Below are 19,220 nucleotides of genomic sequence, written 5' to 3'. Positions count from 1 at the left end.
AAGCTCGGAATAGATTCTAAATGCATAAAGCAGGTTTAACACCAAATTTTAAGGCTGTTTCAAAAGTATATCCATCCAGAAACAACAATTTATACTTTTGAAACAGCCTCCATAGTTACTCCATGAGTTTATGAAAAAGATACTGATCACTGGAGCCACGGGCAATATAGGGCGAGAAGTCATCCGCCACCTCACCACACTAAGTACAGATGATCAACTCATAGCTGGAGTCAGAGAGGTGGCCAAAGCGCAACAAATTTTTCAAACCTTCCCCAAACTAAACTTTGTTCGTTTTGACTTAGAGGACCCTCAGACCTACAGCAACGCACTAGAGGGAATCGACAGGCTGTTTTTGCTACGACCTCCGCATATCTCTGATGTGGAGAAATATTTCAGCCCCTTGCTATCTACTGCCAAAGCACTGAAGATCCGCGAAATAGTATTTCTCTCCGTGCAAGGCGTGGAGCGGAGTAAAGTCATCCCTCATCACAAAATCGAGATCCTGATCAAAGAAATGGGTATGGATTATATTTTTATTCGCCCCAGCTATTTCATGCAAAACCTCACCACCACCTTGCTAGTCGACATAAAAACCCGTCGGCAAATCATACTCCCGGCAGGCAAGGCCAAATTCAACTGGGTGGATATTGAAAACATTGGCGAAGTAGCTGCCATGCTGCTGCTTCAGTTTACGAGCTATAAAAACAAAGCTTATGAAGTCACGGGCTATGAAAATGAAAGCTTCTACACCATAGAACGGCTGATAAATGAAATCAGTAATCACCCCGTCAAATACCGTAGCGTAAATCCATTTCTTTTTTTTCAAATCAAAAAAAAGACTGGCATGCCCACAGGCATGATCATGGTGATGACGATGCTACACCTGCTCCCGAGGTTTCAAAAAGAACCTATCATCTCCCACTTCTACGAGCAAATCACTGGCAAATCTCCCACAACTCTAAGAGATTTTATCCAAAGGGAAAGTGCACAACTGACATAGCACAGTCTCTTATCTTGCCGTTTGTATGAGTCAATAAAAGATACAGCCATCTAGTCCTTATAATAAACCGCCACCTCCTCCAAAGGCTTGCGCATGAGCTGTGGCACATACACCTCATCGGCTGCATAGCCCACAGGCAGAAGCAAAAAAGGTCGTTCGTTGTCTGGCCGTTCTAAGATTTGTTGTAGAAAATTCATCGGACTAGGCGTATGCGTGAGCGTGACCAAACCAGCTTGATGAATCGCCGAAATCAAAAAACCACAAGCAATCCCCACCGACTCGTTTACATAGTAATTGTTGTGCTTCTTTCCATCTTCGTCCCGTTCAAACACACGTTTGAATACCACAATCAAATAAGGCGCCCGCTCCAAAAACGGCTTCACATCGTCCGTCCCGATGGGCTTCAAATCGTCGAGCCATCTGTCACTCATCCGGTTGGTGTAGCTTTCTCGCTCTTCCTCTTCCGCTGCCGCTCTAATTTTTTGTTTGAGGACTGGGCTAGACACCACACAAAAAGTCCAAGGCTGCTTGTGCGCGCCAGAAGGTGCTGTAGAGGCTGTTTTGATGATATGATCGATGATAACTTTCGGTACTGGCCGGTCTGAAATATCTCGTACCGTACGGCGACGGTCTGCCCACTCATAGTAGTCCTTGCTGCGCTGGATCATCTCTGATTCAGAATAATGATCGGGTTGATAGGCCTCATGTGTATGGCCATTGATCTGCTTTGTTTTCATGGTTTTAGTCGAGTTTATAAGCCGTGGTATATTTATCTCGAGAGAGCACAAACTGGCTCTTTACATGGGCAATATTGGAATTGACCGACAATTTGGAAAGAATAAAACTTTGATAAGCCTCGATGTCGCTAGTCACGATTTTCAACATATAATCGAAGTCACCCGCGATGTGATATACCTCCTGCACTTCTTTATACTGGTTCATCTCTTCGATAAATTTTTCCAAATAAGATCGTGTATGATTCTTTAAGGATATCGATACAAATACACCCAGCTTCCTATCTATCTTCTTGTGATTAAGGATCGCTACATATTTAGCAATGATTCCATCCTTTTCTAAGCGCTTCATTCGCTCAAATATGGGGGTAGTAGATAGGCCTAGTTTCTCTGATAGTGCCTTATTGGTGATTCTTCCCTCCTCCTGGAGGACATTCAAAATCTTGATGTCGGTAGCGTCTAAGTGTGCCATTTTGGAATTAAATGATTTAATGATGTGAACACTCGTTCACGAAAAGGATATAACACTATTTTATAGTTAATAAAAAATATAATATTCTTATTAATGATAAATACATAGAATATTAAAGCATTGAATTTAACTAAAATATAATTTCGTACAATCATTAATTAGGAGAAATTATATAACGATCAGGGTACAATCCCTAAGAGTCTCCTGTCTAACAGGAGACAACGACAAGACCCACTCATGAAAGAGCTACTAAACAAATTTGAATCGAAGCGACCAGAGGTCGTATTCGAATGGAAGGACGCGGAGACCGAAGCCGAAGGCTGGGTAGTCATCAATTCGCTACGAGGTGGAGCCGCAGGTGGCGGCACACGCATGCGCAAAGGACTCAACAAACACGAGGTGGAATCGCTCGCCAAAACCATGGAAATCAAGTTTAGCATCTCAGGCCCTCCCATAGGTGGTGCCAAATCGGGTATCAACTTCGATCCTGCCGACCCACGCAAGGAAGGTGTACTCCAGCGCTGGTATGCGGCCGTGATGCCCCTGCTCAAATACTACTACGGCACTGGCGGAGATCTAAACGTAGACGAAATACATGAGGTGATCCCCATCACAGAAGATCATGGGATCTGGCACCCACAAGAAGGTGTATTTACTGGACACTTCCACCCTACCGAAGCCCAAAAAGTAAACCGCATTGGCCAGCTCCGACAAGGCGTAATCAAAATCATAGAAGACGAAAAATACACACCAAGCACAGCCAAAAAATATACCATAGCCGATATGATTACTGGCTACGGTGTATCAGAAGCTGTCAGGCATTATTACAACCTGTGGGGTGGCGACATCACGGAAAAAAAAGCCTTGATACAAGGCTGGGGCAATGTAGGCGCAGCGGCAGCCTTCTACCTCTCCCAGATGGGAGTAAAAATAGTAGGCATCATAGACCGAGCAGGCGGTTTGATCAACAAAGAAGGGCTCTCTTTCGAAGAAATCAGAGACCTGTTCATCAACAGAAACGGCAACCAGCTAAACAGTCCTGACGTGATTCCTTTTGAGGAAATCAATGCGCAAGTATGGAAACTAAATGCAGAAATATTTATTCCTGCGGCAGCATCCAGACTGATCACACAAAACCAACTCGATCAGATGGTCAACTCAGGCCTTGAGGTGATCTCTTGTGGAGCCAATGTGCCCTTTGCTGACGAAGCCATCTTTTACGGCCCAATCAGCGAGCATGCAGACCAGCACGTATCTGTGATCCCAGATTTCATTGCCAACTGCGGGATGGCTCGCGTATTTGCTTATCTGATGTCGGGCGAAGTAGATATGACAGACGAAGCCATTTTTAGCGACACGTCATCAGTGATCGGCCAGGCACTGGTAGGCATCCACAAGCGCAACAAAACCAAAACCTTACTCACCAACACTGCCTTTGAGAATTCACTAGGGCAATTGGTGAACTAGCGATAGACTTCGTAAATTTATAAGGAACAGATTTTCGAATCTTAAACATTAACCCATTATGCCACATTATCATCAACTTGGTAAAATTCCGCACAAGCGGCATACTACCTTCAAAAAAGCAGATGGCAGCCTACATTATGAACAGCTATTCGGCACCATCGGATTCGAAGGCATGTCCTCACTCCTATATCACCTCCATCGCCCCACGATGGTCAAGGAAGTAGCCAAATCCTATAGCGTGGCACCGAAAATAGCAGAGGAGAAAAACATGCTTTCTCTGGCCATGGAAGGCTTCAAAATCTCGGCCGAAAACGATTATCTAAAAAGTCGAAAAACGATATTAGTCAACTCTGATTGCCACATTATCCTGGCAGCTCCGAAACACAGTCAAACAAACTATTTCTACAAAAACACAGACTCTGACGAACTGATTTTTGTACACAAAGGCACGGGTACTTTAAAAACCCAATTGGGCAATATCACCTTTGGTTATGGAGACTACCTACTTGTACCTCGTGGCATGATCTACCAGATACATTTCGACACGGAAGACAACCGCCTATTTATAGTAGAATCCAAACGACCGATCTACACACCCAAGCGGTATCGCAATTGGTTTGGACAGCTACTAGAGCATGCGCCCTACTGCGAACGCGACATAAGAAGACCCAGCGAGCTAGAAACCTTCGACGAGTGGGGAGATTTTACCGTGAAGGTAAAAAAACAAAACATGATGCACGAGTACATCTATGCCAGTCACCCTTTTGATGTAGTAGGATGGGATGGCTACAACTACCCGTACGCTTTCTCTATACACGATTTTGAACCAATCACTGGACGGGTGCATCAGCCACCGCCTGTGCATCAGACATTCGAGACGGATGCTTTTGTGGTATGCTCCTTTGTGCCCCGCCTCTACGACTACCATCCAGAGTCGATCCCCGCACCGTACAACCACAGCAACATAGACTCCGACGAAGTACTCTACTATGTAGATGGTGATTTTATGAGTCGCAACAATATCGAGAAAGGCAACATCACACTGCACCCAGCTGGCATTCCACACGGGCCTCACCCAGGTGCTACAGAGCGTAGCATTGGGCAAACCAAGACGGAAGAACTGGCCGTAATGGTGGATACTTTCAAACCGCTAATGGTGACAGAAGAGGCAATGAAGATACTCATCAAAGACTATCACAAGAGCTGGCTAGCCTAAACCTTACCCAAAAAGAACCCTAAAATACAATACAATGGCAACAGGACTTGAAAACACAAACTACGGAATAGAAAAAATATTTGCAGACGCAGAAGACTTTCTTCCTCTCAATGGCACCGACCATTTGGAGCTTTATGTAAGCAATGCCAAGCAGGCCGCACATTATTACAAAACGGCCTTTGGCTTTCAATCGTTGGCCTACTCTGGCCTGGAAACAGGCAACAAAGACTACGAGTCATATGTAGTAGTACAAGATAAAATCAGGCTGGTACTGACCTCTCCCCTCAAAGCTGGCACACCTGTAGGCAAGCATATAGACGACCATGGTGATGGTGTAAAAGTAGTAGCACTATGGGTAGACGATGCCGAATACTCATTTAATGAAACAGTAAAAAGAGGCGCCAAACCCTACCTAAAACCCGAAACCAAAACCGACGATCACGGTGAAGTGAAAATCTCAGGCATTCACACATATGGTGAAACCGTGCACCTATTTATAGAAAGAAAAAACTATCAGGGCGTGTTTCTTCCTGGTTTTAAGAAATGGGAAACCACTTATAACCCTTTGCCTATTGGTTTGAAATTCGTGGATCACATGGTGGGCAATGTAGGCTGGGGTGAAATGAACCAATGGGTGGAATTTTATGCCAAGGTCATGGGCTTTACCCAACTGATTTCATTTGATGACAAAGACATCTCTACCGACTACACCGCACTCATGAGCAAAGTCATGAGCAATGGCAACGGACGGATCAAATTTCCGATCAACGAGCCCGCTGAAGGCAAGAAGAAATCTCAGGTAGAGGAATACCTTGACTTCTATGCTGGCGCTGGCATCCAGCACATTGCCGTGGCTACGGACAACATCATAGAGACCGTCACTGCCATGTATGAACGCGGCGTGGAGTTTTTGAAAGTACCCGCTACATACTATGAAACCGTACTAGACCGTGTGGGTGAGATCGACGAAGACCTAGAACCGCTAAAGGAATTGGGCATCCTCATCGACCGAGATGACGAAGGCTATTTGCTACAGATTTTCACCAAACCGATAGAACCAAGACCGACAATGTTTTTTGAAATCATCCAACGCAAAGGTGCACAGTCGTTTGGTAAGGGCAATTTCAAAGCACTGTTTGAAGCCATAGAAAGAGAGCAAGAAGTAAGAGGGACTTTGTAATGCAGCCAAACTGAGGTGCTCGAAGTCGTGCAGATACGAGCACAGTTTGAGAAGGTCTTTTTATAAACAGAATAAAACACAAAAAAATGAATAAATCCTGGATTGCAGTTACAGACGAATCAGACTTTCCTATACAAAACATACCGTTTGGCATTGTGAAAAACGAACGTGGGTGGTATGCTGCCTCTCGAATTGGCAACTATGCGATCAACCTAGCCATACTACAAGATAAAGGCTATTTCAGTGACCTAGCTCTTCCTGATGGCCTATTTGAAAAGCAATTTCTCAATGATTTCATTGCCTTGGGCAAACCCATCACCAATCAAGTTAGGCTACGCATTCAAAGTCTGTTTGATGAGGGCTCTACAGACGGCTTACGTGAAAATACCATTCATCGAAACAAAATATTGAAGGAAGTGCAACAAGTCTCAATGAGCCTCCCCGTACAAATCGGTGACTATACGGACTTCTACTCTAGCGAGCAGCACGCCTTCAATGTGGGTTGTATGTTTAGAGACCCAGACAACGCCTTGATGCCCAACTGGAAGCATTTGCCAGTAGGCTATCATGGCCGATCTTCGTCGATCGTGGTCTCTGGCACGGACTTCCACAGACCAAAAGGCCAGCAAAAACCCAATACAGATGAGCCGCCCATTTTCGACCCATGTAAGCTACTCGACTTCGAACTAGAAATGGGATTTGTCATAGGCAAAGGCTCTGAACTGGGTGAAAGTATCTCCACAAAAAATGCTGCAGATCACATCTTTGGGCTTTGCTTGTTCAACGACTGGTCGGCACGTGACTTGCAAAAATGGGAATACGTACCATTAGGGCCTTTTCTCGCCAAAAACTTTGCTTCACATCTTTCCCCTTGGATTGTAACACTCGAAGCACTGGAACCATTCCGCACGAGCGGCCCTGAGCAAGACCCCAAGGTGCTGCCTTATTTGACATATGAAGGAGAACACCATTACGACATTGACTTGGAAGTCTACATTGAGACTGAAAAAGGAAAAAGTAAAAAAGTGAGCGAATCCAATTTCAAATACATGTATTGGAATATGGTACAGCAGCTGGCACACCACACGGTGAATGGCTGCAACGTAAAAGCGGGCGATATGATGGCATCGGGCACCATCAGTGGCCCTGAGCCACATCAGTATGGGTCGATGCTAGAGATTGCCTGGCAAGGCTCCAAACCCGTGCAAATGCCTGATGGTACGGAGCGAAAGTTCATCCAAGATGGCGACACGGTGGTGATGAAAGGCTTCGGGTCAAAAGAGGGTGTAAGGATAGGGTTTGGTGAGGTAAGAGCGAAAGTGCTACCCGCTAAATAATTTTAATATTTGAAACTTATGACTCCACACTAATAAGTGTAAATGGCAATTGTATTACATTCCAATGGAGTGAATGATGGTGTAATCTGATCCTCTAAAAATATGCTATTTTAAATTCTGAACCAACAAACTATCATGACTACTATCGACCCCAAAGACGTATCTACTGCACACTTTCACTCAGTACTACTCACTGCAGTGGCACCACGGCCTATTGCTTTTGCCAGTACAATCGATGAAAATGGGAATGTCAACCTGAGTCCGTTTAGCTTTTTCAATGCTTTTAGTGCCAATCCGCCCATTCTGGTCTTCTCTCCTGCTCGACGAGTCAGGGACAATACGACCAAGCACACATTGGACAATATTTTGAAAGTACCTGAAGTAGTAATCAATATCGTGGACTATCCCATCGTGGAGCAGATGTCGCTCACCAGCACTGAGTATGGTGATGGGGTCAATGAATTCGTAAAAGCGGGTTTTACGGAAGTGTCTTCTGAACATATACGACCACCCCGAGTGAAGGAATCTCCTGTAGCGTTTGAATGCAAAGTATTGGAGGTAAAACCACTGGGAGAAAATGGCGGCGCGGGCAATTTGGTTATTTGCGAAGTGGTACTTGCGCATGTACAGGATCACCTGCTCACGACAGATCATAAAATAGATCCCACAAAACTGGAGTTGGTCGCCCGTATGGGTGGCAACTGGTACACGAAAACCAGTGCAGATACCATGTTTGAAATCCCAAAACCGCTCAGTACTATGGGAATCGGATTTGATCAGTTGCCTGAATCCGTACGCCATAGTCAAGTACTCACAGGCAACCATCTCGGTCGACTAGCCAATGTGGAAAGTCTGCCAACCAAAGATGAAATATTGGCTATGTCCAAAACACCCGAAGTAAGTGCCATCTTAGAAAACTTTGGTGACGACGAAGAAGGTATGGATCGAGAACTGCATCTCTTGGCTATGCAATACCTTGAGGCAGGCCAAACCGATACAGCCTGGCAAATACTCCTACAAAGCGAGCATTATTAGTTTTAGCTTATTCCAAAATATCATTTAGCGGGTACTAAATCAAGTCTAGGTTTTTCAAAAAAATCAAAAGCTCTTCATTGAACTTCTTTTTCTCTTCACTAGAGAATTTACCGTGCAAACCGCCTTTCACTGTTAATAACTCTGTCTGAACGCCTACCGCTTGTAGCTTCTGATAAAGAGCAATAGACTGCGCATAAGGTACAATAGGATCAACATCACCATGGGTAATAAATACAGAAGGACTCTGGGATGATACATAATATAGAGGAGAAACAGATTTGACAAAATCAGGGTCATGAGCTCGATCGCCTAACCATTTTTTGGCAGACCCTAATCCACTTAGAGGTAGGAGATCGGTGACTCCATACTTATCTATAATCGCAGCAATCTGAATCTGACGATCATAACTACAATCCCCATCTAGAGACCTATTGTTTCCTAGCAAACCTGCCATGAGTGCCAGATGTCCGCCAGCAGATGCGCCCATCAAAACGACTCTGTCTGGGTCTATCGCCAGTTCATCTGCATGATCGAGTAGATAGATCAACGCACACCGTACGTCTTCTATGGCTGCTGGTGCTTTGGCTTGGGACTCTAGTCGGTATTCGACATTAGCGACTACGAAGCCTTGATCGAAGAAGAAGCCAAACCCGGTTTGGGATTCTTTGACTCCGTGATTCCACCCACCACCGTGGATATTGATCACGAGCGGGTGTTTATTGTCTTTTACTTTGGGGGTATATACATCGAGACGTCCTTGCCAGTCTTCTACTGTTTTGTAAACTATGTCAAGATGCGCCTCGTACTCTTGGGGATATGGTACGGGAGAGTAACGCTGAGGTTGAGTACAAGCCTGAGCCATGACCAGGACAGTCACAGCCAAGCTTAATACCACTTTTCTATATTGTAAACAAAAGCACACCTAAGTACTTTTAGTCATGTGAAATGGTCAACTCATAGTACTTCACTTTGGCATAAGAACCTTCGTCCTCGCTCTGAAAGTAGTTGCCCGCCTTGAAGTAGTTTTCGAATATGTTCCATCGATCAAAATCATCACCATCATAGGTCAACGTTTCGTCGTCGTTGAGTGTAATTTCCATTTTACCATCAGAGACTTTTACCTCAAGGGTAAACTTATCAAAATCCACATGTTCCTTAAAGTTGACACCGTCGTCGTCGTCCCAGGCATCGGTTTTCAGTATTTCTGTATCGGTGGCTGATGGGTCTTTCAACTCCTTGCTCTTCACTCTAACTTCACCATCCTCCCAATAGATTTTCAAGATGGGAGGTGCATTGTTGTCACTCTGACCGATGAGGTTCCTTTGTTCATTAGTGAGTCGCCCATGAATCTGCATGATAATGACTCTATGGTAGTCACCACTAGCATCTTTGGTGATGTCATCGATAGCCAGTGTACCTTTCATATAGGCACCATCTGGAAATGTCCAGTTGGTGTTGTTGCTACCTGGTACCATCTGCTCACGTAATTCGGTACGAGAGTATTTGGTGTTGGTAGTGGTCGCATCTGGATATGAGTAAAACACTAAACTCCCATCGGTTGAGTCATTGTACATAAACGGCAGTACGGTTTCGTTGGTCGCATAGTCCTTGATTGCTGGCGGCTCTACCTCTGTAGGGTTGCCTATAGGCAATGTTACTTTCCAGTGGCTCAAGTCGATATTTGGCAAGAAATAATCTACACCTTCTACCCGTCCGTCATCGGTTTCCTTCTTTTCCTCCTCTTCTTTCTCGTTGTCCGTTTCCTCTTTCTCTACTTCTTCTATGGTGTCTTCCACACTATCTTCACCACAAGATTGAAATGAAAAAACAACTCCCATGACCATCATAAACATGATCCAATTCTTCCAACTCTTTCTCTCCTTCATTTTTGTATTATTTAGATTCTCTGATTTGAAAACTATCAAATCTACATTCCACATTTTCATTAGCCATTAGGATGCCAATGTTGTCATTGTCACCCGAATTAAATTTGACCTCTGCTCTGACGTATTCATTGTTAGCTGATTGATTATCAAACACCTCTGAAACTATGGTCGCATTTTCAATCTGCGCTTTGCTATTGACATCGCCTGCCAATATAGTTGCTCTTAGTGCACCTTTTGGTGAAGTCTTGAGCGTGTAATAAAAGGACAATTCATAGTCCTTGTTTTTTTCGACACTTACAAGCTGATATGCAATTCGATCTCCTGTAGCTGGAAGCTTACCAGCTTTTTCTCCTGCCTGCACAGGTTTGGAGGTGATTTGCACCGTACCGCCCAAAGATTTATTGATCCAATGATCTCTATATTCTTGCTCCCCTGCTTGATCAAACCCTCCATTCAAAATCCGAACTTTTGAAGACTTCTCTTTCTTCTTTTTTTTCTTCTTTTCGACTTTCACTGGTGCCTGCACGTTATGATCTACTTCTAATGCATAGTATTTCACATAGGCATAGGCTTTGGGATCTAAAGAGGTGAAGTAGTTGCCTGCTTTGAAATAATTTTCAAACACGCCCCATTTTCTCATATGAATGTTTTCATAGACTTTAGGTTTACCGTCGTTGAGTTTAATTTCCATTCGCCCCTCAGTCACTAGGACTTCTAACGTGAATGGTTCATGCCCTACATATTGAGGAAAATTATACCCTTCGTCGTCTCCCCAAGCATCAGTTGCTAATATGGCTTTACCAGTAGCATTAATATCTTTGAGCACCTTAGTTTTCACTCGTACGTATCCATTGTGCCAATATATTTTGAGTATAGGTGGTGCGTTATTATCTTTTTGACCGATCAATTCCTTTTGTTCGTTGGACAAACGTCCATGAATCTGCATGATGATGGTTCTATCAAACTTGCCATCTGCTTTCTTAGATATATCAGGTACGGAGAGCGTACCTTTCATTCGGCCTCCTTGGGCAAAGGTCCAATTGGTGTTGTTGTCGCCAGGAACCATCTGCTCTCTGAGCTCCGTTCGGCTGTACTTGGTATTGCCAGTAGTAGCACCTGGATAGGTATAAAAGACCAAGCTACCATCGGTAGAATCGTTGTACATGAATGGTTTCAACTCTGCATTGGTCGCATAGCCTAGAATCTCTGGCGGACTCACTTCTATTGGTTTTTTATCGCCAATGGGCAAAGTCACTTTCCAATGAGACAAATCTATGTTCGGCAGTTTGTAATCCTTTCCAGACTGTGCCCATGCATGAGATGCTATAACCAGACAAAACAAGGACAAATAAGTCACTTTTAAGACTATAGACCTTAGGTCATTAGATTTTTTGATATTCACCATCAGAGAAATTGGGTTTAAAAGAAATGACAAAAAGGAGACTCCGAATGACTTCCATTCTGAATCCCCTTTTTTAGTTATCTAATTAGATTCCTAAAGCTTGACCACCTCCAATTTGGATAGTTTCAGCTGTAATAAAAGAAGCGTCTTGACTTCCAAGGAAGGCAACTACAGAAGCTACTTCCTCTGGCTCACCTAATCTTCCGAGCAACACACTGTTCTTCCAAGAAGCAAATATCTCTGGCTTAGTCGCCTTGATCTGTGCATGGAATGGGGTATCGATGGTACCAGGAGACACCGCATTTACTCTAATTCCATATTCAGCCAAATCCTTTGCTAGTGCTTTGGTAATGGCATGCACACCTGCTTTGGATGTAGCATATACACCTGCGCCTGGTCCACCTGCCGTCCAGCCAGCATTAGAAGTATAATTGATAATTGATGCATTCTCTCCTTTCTTTAGGAAAGGAATCGCTGCTCTTGAAGCAAAAAATACAGAGTCAAGATTCAAAGCCATAACAAATCTGTAAAATTCAGTTGTCATTTCTTCAAATCTAGATCTACCACCTAGACCACCTGCATTATTTACAAGAAGATCGATTTTACCATATTTCTCACCAATTTTAGTAATGTTTTCGGTTACCTCTGCTTCGCTTGTAACATCAAATCCGAAATACTCTGCTGTGATACCTTCGGCTTCAAGTTCTTTTACCCTTTCTGCTCCTTTTTCATCCTCGATACCGTTTAAAACAACAGTGTAACCATCTTTACCTAATCTTTTTGCCACTGCAAATCCGATACCTCCTGTAGCTCCTGTAATGACCGCTACTTTATCTTTCACCATGATATTTATATTTTAATTTCAATTATTTACTTATCTGTGGGATTTTATTCTTTTCCCAAAAGAGGGCAGCACCCATACCCAGGGTTCAAGTAGATTGCCTTTAGATAAATGGACTTCATGCAGTAGGTCGACAAAAAATAAACCTGCTCACTTTATGAATTGACTCAGTCAAATCAAATCGTGCCATTTAAATCACTCAAATCCCCAAACTTCTATCAGAGATCAACCAAGAATTAGTACAGTCATTTTCAATTTTCAATGAGACCCGTTGGCCGCAAGCCTCAATGCCAACTAAAAACGACCGACTAATTCCATAAAACACTTCAGTTTGTCTCAGAGATCAATTTGATACTACTGAGACCTCCTCTTTTATTTTTTATACCTTAACCTTCCTGATCCACAGGTTTAATTTCTTTCGCAAAAAAGTAGATCGACAGGATGCACAAAGGCACAAACAAAGCGATCATAATAAATATGGGCGTATAAGAGTATAGGTCAGTAATCACAGGTACTAAGAAGTTCATAATGATTACTGAAAATATACCTACTGTACCTCCCAACCCAGCAAGTGAGCCTACTGACTTACCACTAAACAAATCACTTGGGATCGTTTGTATATTGCTAATGACAAACTGGAACCCAAAAAGCACGAGGGCTACAATACCTACAAACTTAATAGGTGTATCTCCTGCTACTATCGTTGCGATTAGTCCTAAGAACATGATCACACAACCGATAAGTATCGTTTTCTTTCGGGCTTGATCTACTGATGCTCCATTGATAAGCAGACGACCAGAGAAATACCCTCCAGACAAACTACCCACTGCAGCACCTACATAAGGTACCCAAGCAAAAAATCCAATTTCTTTGACATTGAAGCCATAGACATCAGCCAAGTAAATTGGCATCCAGCCTACAAATAACCACCAGATAGGTTCTACAAAAAATCTAGAAACTAATACTGCCCAAGACTCTCGATGCGATAGGATCTGAGTCATGCTCAACCCTGGTTTGTCTTGATCTTCTGCTTTCGAAGTCATACCAGCAAGAATGTGTGCTTTTTCTTCGTCTGTGATCCATGGGTGTTTAGCCGGTACATTTTTGTTGATGATCCACCATGGAATAACCCAAAGCAATCCCAACAACCCCAGTACAAGGAAAGTCATCTGCCAACCAATCATCACCCAAACAATAGCTATCACTGGAGGAGCTACAATAGACCCCATGGCTGCCCCTGAATTGAATATCCCTTGCGCCAAGGCTCTTTCTTTTACAGGAAACCACTCAGCGTTACTTTTGACTGCACCTGGCCAGTTGCCTGCCTCTCCGAGACCTAGCAACACTCGGAATACACTAAAACTCAATACCCCTCTCGCCATGGCGTGGATAGAAGTAGCCAAACCCCATACCGTGATAGAAATCACAAAACCAAGTCGCGTACCTATCTTATCGAACATCTTGCCCGACAAGGACTGACCTACTGCATAAGCCACTAAGAATATATTGAGGATCAGTGCATAATCCGTCTTGGTCATCCCTAAGTCCTTAGAGATATCAGGCCACATGATCGCCAATGCCGACCGATCAATATAATTAATTACGGTAGCTAGACATACCAGCCCTATGATCCACCATCTAAGTCCCTTTATCTTCATTATCTTATCGTTTAGTCTTTATCACCAAAATAAGACACGCCGTTTCCACTAAGAAAATCCTCTCGCACTGGACTAAACGTATCAATTAATTTACCTGCTTCTAAGCATACTGCACTGTGCAAAAGGTTAGGCTCTATATAAACCCCATCCCCTGCATTTAATATCTGTTTTACACCATCAATCTCAAACTCAAATTTTCCTTCTACGCAATAAGTAGCTTGTGTATGAAAATGACTATGAGGAGAACCTAAAGCTCCTTTTTCAAATTTCACAAGCACCATCATGATCTGGTTGTCATACCCAAGCATTTTTCGGGAAACTCCTCCTCCAAGTTCTTCCCACTCCATTTGTTGCGTTAGAATATATTTTTCGCTATTTCTTTCCATTTCCTATTAAATATTCTTTTTCAAATTATAAATTCCTTGCCACTGCCATTGCCCATTAGCATCTTCTACCGTATGTTTTGCCGTTTTGCTATCGTTCAATAGAGAGCAAGCAAATTGATAGCGTTCACCTGTTTTTAGCTGAAACTGAACAACAACATATGCTTCAGATTGATGCAATATTTTCATAGTTGCTACTGAAGTGAATGAGTTCAAAGGCCGCTCTGATGCATAATCATAGCTGCCATGTATTTCATAAAGGCTTGCAAAAACTGTATTTCCACCTGTTCTGCGATGTATAAGACCAGGATCTCTGCGCAAATTGAAATTAGGATCATTTGCACCTATTCTGGTCAAAATCATTTCATCGCCTAGCTCTACCACAGAGGTAACCGTATAGAATTTCTTTTTATTAAACCAAGTCATGCTAAAAACGTCACCCTCTAGGGTAGTTTGAGCTTCCGCCCACAAGTGCTGGTAGCCCGACTCTTTACCCATTGGGGAAAGCACATTGTTCGTTTGGAATTTCTGATTGGACGACATGAATTCGCCTACATAATAAAGAGGTAAATCATACCTTGATCCTTCTGGTGCTTGTACCGAAAACAGGTCTATCACCAGTGGGCTCTCTAGTTCTTCTATTCTGACTACTGCCATGGTTCTTTGCAAATCAATACCAGGGTAAGCATTCTGTTCTTTGGCACTAACTATTTGTACGTCATCACCAGACAGAAAATAATATGGCATACCAGCCGTTTGATCCGCTTTCTTTACATTTCCATCAAAATGAGAATCTTTGTCGACGACCAGCGTATTGTGTGCCACAGTCTCTTTGGCCCAGCTGCGATTTTCTTTGAGGTATCCGCCACCGTCCTTGTGTTCAACATTTACCCAGCGGGCAGCACCATAGTCTTGGATGACTTCACCTGTTTCGTCGTATAGCAAAAAGCCCAATCGATCAAAATGCCCATGCCCCATGCCATGCTTGGCATATTTCATCACCAAAGTCAAATCATCAGCACGTAAGATCCCAATAGCCCCTTCGTCGCCAGCGGCTCCATCAGCCAACTCCATACTCTTGTATTGGTATTTTTTAGCTTTCCCTTCGGCTACCGCTTTGGCAGAGGCAAGCCCAGCATTGTTGAGTGGTACTCGGCCTTGGTCTTCCACTATGGAGAGCAACCCAGGGTCATTTCCTCCATAGTAATAGGCGATACTCACAGCGCTTACCAGTTCTCTAGACGCTAGTGACATTCCTTTTTGCGAATCATTGATTGGAAAAAACTCTCCGGCTGAATTGGTTTGATTAATCAAAGTATTGATCGCCTTGATGAGCAATCCATCCCGATAATCAAGGATTTTTAATTCGGGTTTTTTATTAGCCAACCCCTCTGCAAAAATCAGGAAAGGATACATGGCGTATCGTTGGTAGTAAGGCCCCTCTGTATAATAACCATCAGGGGAAAAAGAATGATCGATCTGCGCAAGAAACCCTGCTTCTTTCTGACCTTCTAATTTTATATCTCCTCCATCATTGTCTTTGACAATATCTCCCGGCACTTCAATATCCAAACCGTATAAAGACCAATTGATGAGCTCTTCATCATCCATGACCAGTCCGATCATACCCACTGCCGCATTTCCCCAAGTGCTGTGGTTATGAATTCGGTTGAAAAACTGAGGATTTTCAACTGAAACATACTCTGCATATGGTCTAAACAACTCTTTGTTTAACTTCTCTCTAGTAGGCACATCCAGCCAATCATAAATACAATCATATCCCTGGCTGGTATAGACCAACCAATTGGCGTCATTCAAACATTGCCAAAAAAGCTTACCACGTGCATAAGACCGCTCCGCTGGATGCTTGCCAATGGTAGGCCACAATTCGGCGTACGCCAAAAGCATATCTCTAAGGTACACGGCGTATTTATCATCGCCAGTAATCTGAAATAGTGTACCTGCCTTTTGCATGATAAAGAAATTGCTCTTGTGCCTTTCGTGCGTATAGCCACCCGCCAAATCCTTGGGCACAGGCACTTCTATGCCGTTAGCCAGCTCTGCATCTACTTCTGCTATAACATCGGATAAAGTCTGATCAAACAATGGAACCTGTCCCAAACTGGTTTTGATCTGCTCTACCCCCTGTAACGTCAATGTAAGCTGTGGATGTGCTGTGGGGTCAGTTAGGCGCTGTTGTCCTTCATTGCCTTCATGCCCGACACATGAAAGCAACATCAGGGCAACAGCCACACTAAAACCTAAACTGATATAACTAAATCTAATACTCATTGCTTGTACCCTATTTTTTCATCGTCAGTCCCTTTTGCGCTTGCGCTCAAGTTGAGTTTGCTCAATTCTGCTGTATTATCGCTGATCTCTAATTTTGATCTATCGATGCTACAATCAGAGATCATAGTGATCGGCTCTCCTACGGTATGAAAAATATTGAATGGCTTGATATCTGTAAACACCGAGTTGGTGATTGCTGTTTTCTGCACACCGTGTAGTGAGAAGGCTTTTCCTCCTTTGTTTTTCACACTAAAGCCTACTTTATCGAAAGTGCAATGATCGATGTATAAGAGCGGTCCAAAAGTGCTTTCGTCGCTTCCGCCACGATGTAGATTCACCACCTCTTTGCCAATGTTTTTGAAGCTGTTGTTGTTCATAATCACAAACTCAGCATTGTAGATCCCAATGTCATCGTTCTCTTGGTTCAGCTCTAGGATGGTACCACTTACATCTTCAAAAATAGAATTGGTAATCATGATGCTGTCCGCAAATGTGTTTTTGTAAACTTTCAAAATATTGAAAGAGTGATTGACATCGAGGTCTCTGAATGTACAATCCTCGATAAACAACTTGTAGTTTCTATTCATAGAGTACTTGCTTGTAGCTACCACAGCATTGCCAGCGTAGTCTGGCGACTCTACTCCGTCGATAGTGATACCTTTCAGTTTGAGGCTTCCACCATTTTCGATAACGAATAGGTTTGATTTCTCAAATTTGATCACGGCATTTCCAGCAGACTGAATAGTGATTGGATAGTTGACAGCTACTTTTTTCTCTAGTAGATATTCTCCATCCGCCAGCAGCACTACATCGCCAGCTTTTGCTTCTCCTATAGCTTTGAAAAGATCTTGATCTGCGGCCACTTCTATTTGCTTGCCGTAGCCAAAAGTGGGCCCGTTTACGGGTTTGGTGTACCATGATGGACCAGCAGCTGCCTTAGACACTACTGCAAATTCTTTGGTGATACCAGCGGTAACTGACGCATCTGACAACGAATAAAGGCCAGAAGCATCTTTGACAAGCTTAGCATCTACGGCCTTGAACCCTGCTCCTAGCGACTTGATATTAGGACTTAGGATATTGCCATCAAATGAGATACCTGATATGTCATCGTACGCTGTAAACACATCGTTTTTTGACTCATTCCAAAAAATATTATTTGAAATGCTGGTGCTCTGTGGCACGGCACTTCGCTCCGCATCGCTACCTGCACACAGCTGCACATAGTCGCAATTGACAAAAGTATTGCTGTTGATCTGAGAATCTTTCACTGGGTGATACCTGTTGATTGGTGAGTTGGGTACACCATTCATCACTACCAATGCACCTCGAAACCTATGCCCTGTAAGACCATAGCCGTAGTTATTGATCACTTTTTGCTTCTCGTTGATGACTCTAATCCCCCCTGTATGAGGTTTGCCATTGCCGAAGAAAGCATTGCTTTCTGCAATATTTTCATTGCCATGTCTGAAAGTCAAAGTACCTACACATTCGTCGAATACATTGCCTTTAAACAAGTTGCCGCACGATTTGTTTGAGATGATTTCGTGCTCTCCATCACATCGATCGAAGTAGTTGTTGATCACCTGTGTATTGGAGTAAGAAAGGGAATAGTGGCTGGTACCTATACGCAAGGTCTCTCCACCGTTGGCTCCTAGATTTTCTCTTGGGCCAAAATAGTTGTGATCGATCAGATGGTTGTTGTCCAGACTCTCTTCTGTATTGAGTCTCACAGCCATAGTCACGCCTCTGTTGCCTTTGCCTACGAGTGCGTTGTGATCGAATTGGTTGTTTTTACCATACATGCCTACCCAGTAGTCGTTGTCATGACGCTCTGGATTGGAATAATTTTCTATTACTGTTTGGGTTATTCTACAGTTGTTGGCTAGGTCGTCTTTTTTTATTCTGAAAGAAATCACTTCAGCAGTTGGCGTATATCCATTAGTAAAATACAAACCACTGATTACTACATATTCACCAGCTAATTTGAGATTAGACTGACCAGTAAGAGTCACCCCTCCTAGAGACTCTGCCATCACTACTATAGGTGCCTCAGCTGTACCTTTAGCTTTGATCACCAATTCAGCATCTTTCCATTCGCCATTGGCGAGTAGAATAGTATCACCAGGGTTGGTTAATGCTAATTTCACTTTCAATTCTTCTGCATTAGCTACTGTTGCTCGTGATTGGCTTGGGGTGTCACACCCTGTGGTGAATAGGACTAGCATGAGCAAACTCATAATTACTGCATTGAGACCTATCCATTTACTTCTATAAATCATTCTAGTTTTTGTTTTTTTATTGACGCAGTTTTTCT

General features: G+C 43.3%; 16 protein-coding genes. 6 read left to right on the top strand and 10 right to left on the bottom strand.

All coding sequences use genetic code 11. The annotated features are described in order from the left end of the window. Positions 1-130: 130 nt before the first annotated feature. The gene (locus tag N7E81_RS13015) at positions 131-1,000 is read left to right on the top strand and encodes an NmrA family NAD(P)-binding protein (protein ID WP_263050024.1); all 870 of its coding nucleotides are present in this window, start codon (positions 131-133) and stop codon (positions 998-1,000) included. Between the two features lie 50 nt (positions 1,001-1,050). Here N7E81_RS13015 and N7E81_RS13010 read toward each other — a convergent pair whose 3' ends face one another. Both N7E81_RS13010 and N7E81_RS13005 read right to left on the bottom strand, forming a co-directional pair. Further along, positions 1,051-1,737: a nitroreductase family protein gene (locus N7E81_RS13010; protein WP_263050023.1), complete on the bottom strand. Its 687-nt coding sequence runs from the start codon at positions 1,735-1,737 to the stop codon at positions 1,051-1,053. Positions 1,738-1,741: 4 nt separating this feature from the next. Continuing rightward, positions 1,742-2,206 (bottom strand): Lrp/AsnC family transcriptional regulator, encoded by a 465-nt coding sequence (locus tag N7E81_RS13005; RefSeq protein ID WP_263050022.1) that lies wholly within the window; start codon positions 2,204-2,206, stop codon positions 1,742-1,744. A 237-nt stretch (positions 2,207-2,443) separates the two neighbouring features. On the opposite strand from N7E81_RS13005, the gene N7E81_RS13000 reads away from it, so the two are divergent. From N7E81_RS13000 to N7E81_RS12980, 5 genes are all read left to right on the top strand, one after another. Continuing rightward, positions 2,444-3,673 (top strand): Glu/Leu/Phe/Val dehydrogenase dimerization domain-containing protein, encoded by a 1,230-nt coding sequence (locus N7E81_RS13000; RefSeq protein WP_263050021.1) that lies wholly within the window; start codon positions 2,444-2,446, stop codon positions 3,671-3,673. A gap of 58 nt (positions 3,674-3,731) precedes the next feature. After that, the gene (locus tag N7E81_RS12995) at positions 3,732-4,889 is read left to right on the top strand and encodes a homogentisate 1,2-dioxygenase (RefSeq protein WP_263050020.1); all 1,158 of its coding nucleotides are present in this window, start codon (positions 3,732-3,734) and stop codon (positions 4,887-4,889) included. 34 nt (positions 4,890-4,923) lie between these two features. Continuing rightward, positions 4,924-6,069, top strand: coding sequence for a 4-hydroxyphenylpyruvate dioxygenase (gene hppD, locus N7E81_RS12990; protein ID WP_263050019.1), 1,146 nt, complete (start codon positions 4,924-4,926; stop codon positions 6,067-6,069). A gap of 86 nt (positions 6,070-6,155) precedes the next feature. Next, entirely contained in the window at positions 6,156-7,406 is a 1,251-nt protein-coding gene (fahA, locus tag N7E81_RS12985; RefSeq protein ID WP_263050018.1) for a fumarylacetoacetase, read from the top strand. A gap of 135 nt (positions 7,407-7,541) precedes the next feature. Then, positions 7,542-8,441 carry a flavin reductase family protein gene (locus tag N7E81_RS12980; RefSeq protein WP_263050017.1) on the top strand — a complete coding sequence of 300 codons (900 nt, stop codon included), beginning with the start codon at positions 7,542-7,544 and terminating at the stop codon, positions 8,439-8,441. 34 nt (positions 8,442-8,475) lie between these two features. On the opposite strand, the gene N7E81_RS12975 is transcribed toward N7E81_RS12980, so the two are convergent. The 8 genes from N7E81_RS12975 to N7E81_RS12940 all read right to left on the bottom strand — a co-directional run bounded on the left by N7E81_RS12975 (position 8,476) and on the right by N7E81_RS12940 (position 19,185). Next, positions 8,476-9,318, bottom strand: a complete 843-nt coding sequence (locus tag N7E81_RS12975; RefSeq protein WP_263053086.1) for an alpha/beta hydrolase — start codon at positions 9,316-9,318, stop codon at positions 8,476-8,478. A gap of 55 nt (positions 9,319-9,373) precedes the next feature. Beyond that, positions 9,374-10,327 carry a polysaccharide lyase family 7 protein gene (locus N7E81_RS12970; protein ID WP_263050016.1) on the bottom strand — a complete coding sequence of 318 codons (954 nt, stop codon included), beginning with the start codon at positions 10,325-10,327 and terminating at the stop codon, positions 9,374-9,376. A 7-nt stretch (positions 10,328-10,334) separates the two neighbouring features. After that, positions 10,335-11,732, bottom strand: a complete 1,398-nt coding sequence (locus N7E81_RS12965) for a polysaccharide lyase family 7 protein (RefSeq protein ID WP_263050015.1) — start codon at positions 11,730-11,732, stop codon at positions 10,335-10,337. Between the two features lie 82 nt (positions 11,733-11,814). Next, on the bottom strand, positions 11,815-12,573 hold the full coding sequence (locus N7E81_RS12960) for an SDR family NAD(P)-dependent oxidoreductase (RefSeq protein WP_263050014.1): 759 nt from the start codon (positions 12,571-12,573) through the stop codon (positions 11,815-11,817). Positions 12,574-12,956: 383 nt separating this feature from the next. Beyond that, complete coding sequence (locus N7E81_RS12955) at positions 12,957-14,228, bottom strand: MFS transporter (protein ID WP_263050013.1); 1,272 nt, start codon at positions 14,226-14,228, stop codon at positions 12,957-12,959. Between the two features lie 11 nt (positions 14,229-14,239). Next, positions 14,240-14,614 carry a cupin domain-containing protein gene (locus N7E81_RS12950; RefSeq protein WP_263050012.1) on the bottom strand — a complete coding sequence of 125 codons (375 nt, stop codon included), beginning with the start codon at positions 14,612-14,614 and terminating at the stop codon, positions 14,240-14,242. Positions 14,615-14,620: 6 nt separating this feature from the next. After that, positions 14,621-16,903, bottom strand: a complete 2,283-nt coding sequence (locus tag N7E81_RS12945; RefSeq protein ID WP_263050011.1) for a heparinase II/III domain-containing protein — start codon at positions 16,901-16,903, stop codon at positions 14,621-14,623. Further along, positions 16,900-19,185 carry a chondroitinase-B domain-containing protein gene (locus N7E81_RS12940; protein ID WP_263050010.1) on the bottom strand — a complete coding sequence of 762 codons (2,286 nt, stop codon included), beginning with the start codon at positions 19,183-19,185 and terminating at the stop codon, positions 16,900-16,902. Before N7E81_RS12940 ends, N7E81_RS12945 begins: the two co-directional genes overlap by 4 nt. Positions 19,186-19,220: the final 35 nt, after the last annotated feature.

The sequence above is a fragment of the Reichenbachiella carrageenanivorans genome (assembly GCF_025639805.1).
Classification (GTDB): Bacteria; Bacteroidota; Bacteroidia; order Cytophagales; family Cyclobacteriaceae; genus Reichenbachiella; species Reichenbachiella carrageenanivorans.
Note: the sequence above shows the minus strand (reverse complement) of the source record. Positions and strands in the feature narration are given on the sequence as shown.

Excerpts from the sequence above, each read along its gene's own strand:
- N7E81_RS13015 (WP_263050024.1), top strand. The coding sequence starts at position 131 with ATGAAAAAGATACTGATCACTGGAGCCACGGGCAATATAGGGCGAGAA.
- N7E81_RS13010 (WP_263050023.1), bottom strand. The coding sequence starts at position 1,737 with ATGAAAACAAAGCAGATCAATGGCCATACACATGAGGCCTATCAACCC.
- N7E81_RS13005 (WP_263050022.1), bottom strand. The coding sequence starts at position 2,206 with ATGGCACACTTAGACGCTACCGACATCAAGATTTTGAATGTCCTCCAG.
- N7E81_RS13000 (WP_263050021.1), top strand. The coding sequence starts at position 2,444 with ATGAAAGAGCTACTAAACAAATTTGAATCGAAGCGACCAGAGGTCGTA.
- N7E81_RS12995 (WP_263050020.1), top strand. The coding sequence starts at position 3,732 with ATGCCACATTATCATCAACTTGGTAAAATTCCGCACAAGCGGCATACT.
- hppD (WP_263050019.1), top strand. The coding sequence starts at position 4,924 with ATGGCAACAGGACTTGAAAACACAAACTACGGAATAGAAAAAATATTT.
- fahA (WP_263050018.1), top strand. The coding sequence starts at position 6,156 with ATGAATAAATCCTGGATTGCAGTTACAGACGAATCAGACTTTCCTATA.
- N7E81_RS12980 (WP_263050017.1), top strand. The coding sequence starts at position 7,542 with ATGACTACTATCGACCCCAAAGACGTATCTACTGCACACTTTCACTCA.
- N7E81_RS12970 (WP_263050016.1), bottom strand. The coding sequence starts at position 10,327 with ATGAAGGAGAGAAAGAGTTGGAAGAATTGGATCATGTTTATGATGGTC.
- N7E81_RS12965 (WP_263050015.1), bottom strand. The coding sequence starts at position 11,732 with ATGGTGAATATCAAAAAATCTAATGACCTAAGGTCTATAGTCTTAAAA.
- N7E81_RS12960 (WP_263050014.1), bottom strand. The coding sequence starts at position 12,573 with ATGGTGAAAGATAAAGTAGCGGTCATTACAGGAGCTACAGGAGGTATC.
- N7E81_RS12955 (WP_263050013.1), bottom strand. The coding sequence starts at position 14,228 with ATGAAGATAAAGGGACTTAGATGGTGGATCATAGGGCTGGTATGTCTA.
- N7E81_RS12950 (WP_263050012.1), bottom strand. The coding sequence starts at position 14,614 with ATGGAAAGAAATAGCGAAAAATATATTCTAACGCAACAAATGGAGTGG.
- N7E81_RS12945 (WP_263050011.1), bottom strand. The coding sequence starts at position 16,903 with ATGAGTATTAGATTTAGTTATATCAGTTTAGGTTTTAGTGTGGCTGTT.
- N7E81_RS12940 (WP_263050010.1), bottom strand. The coding sequence starts at position 19,185 with ATGATTTATAGAAGTAAATGGATAGGTCTCAATGCAGTAATTATGAGT.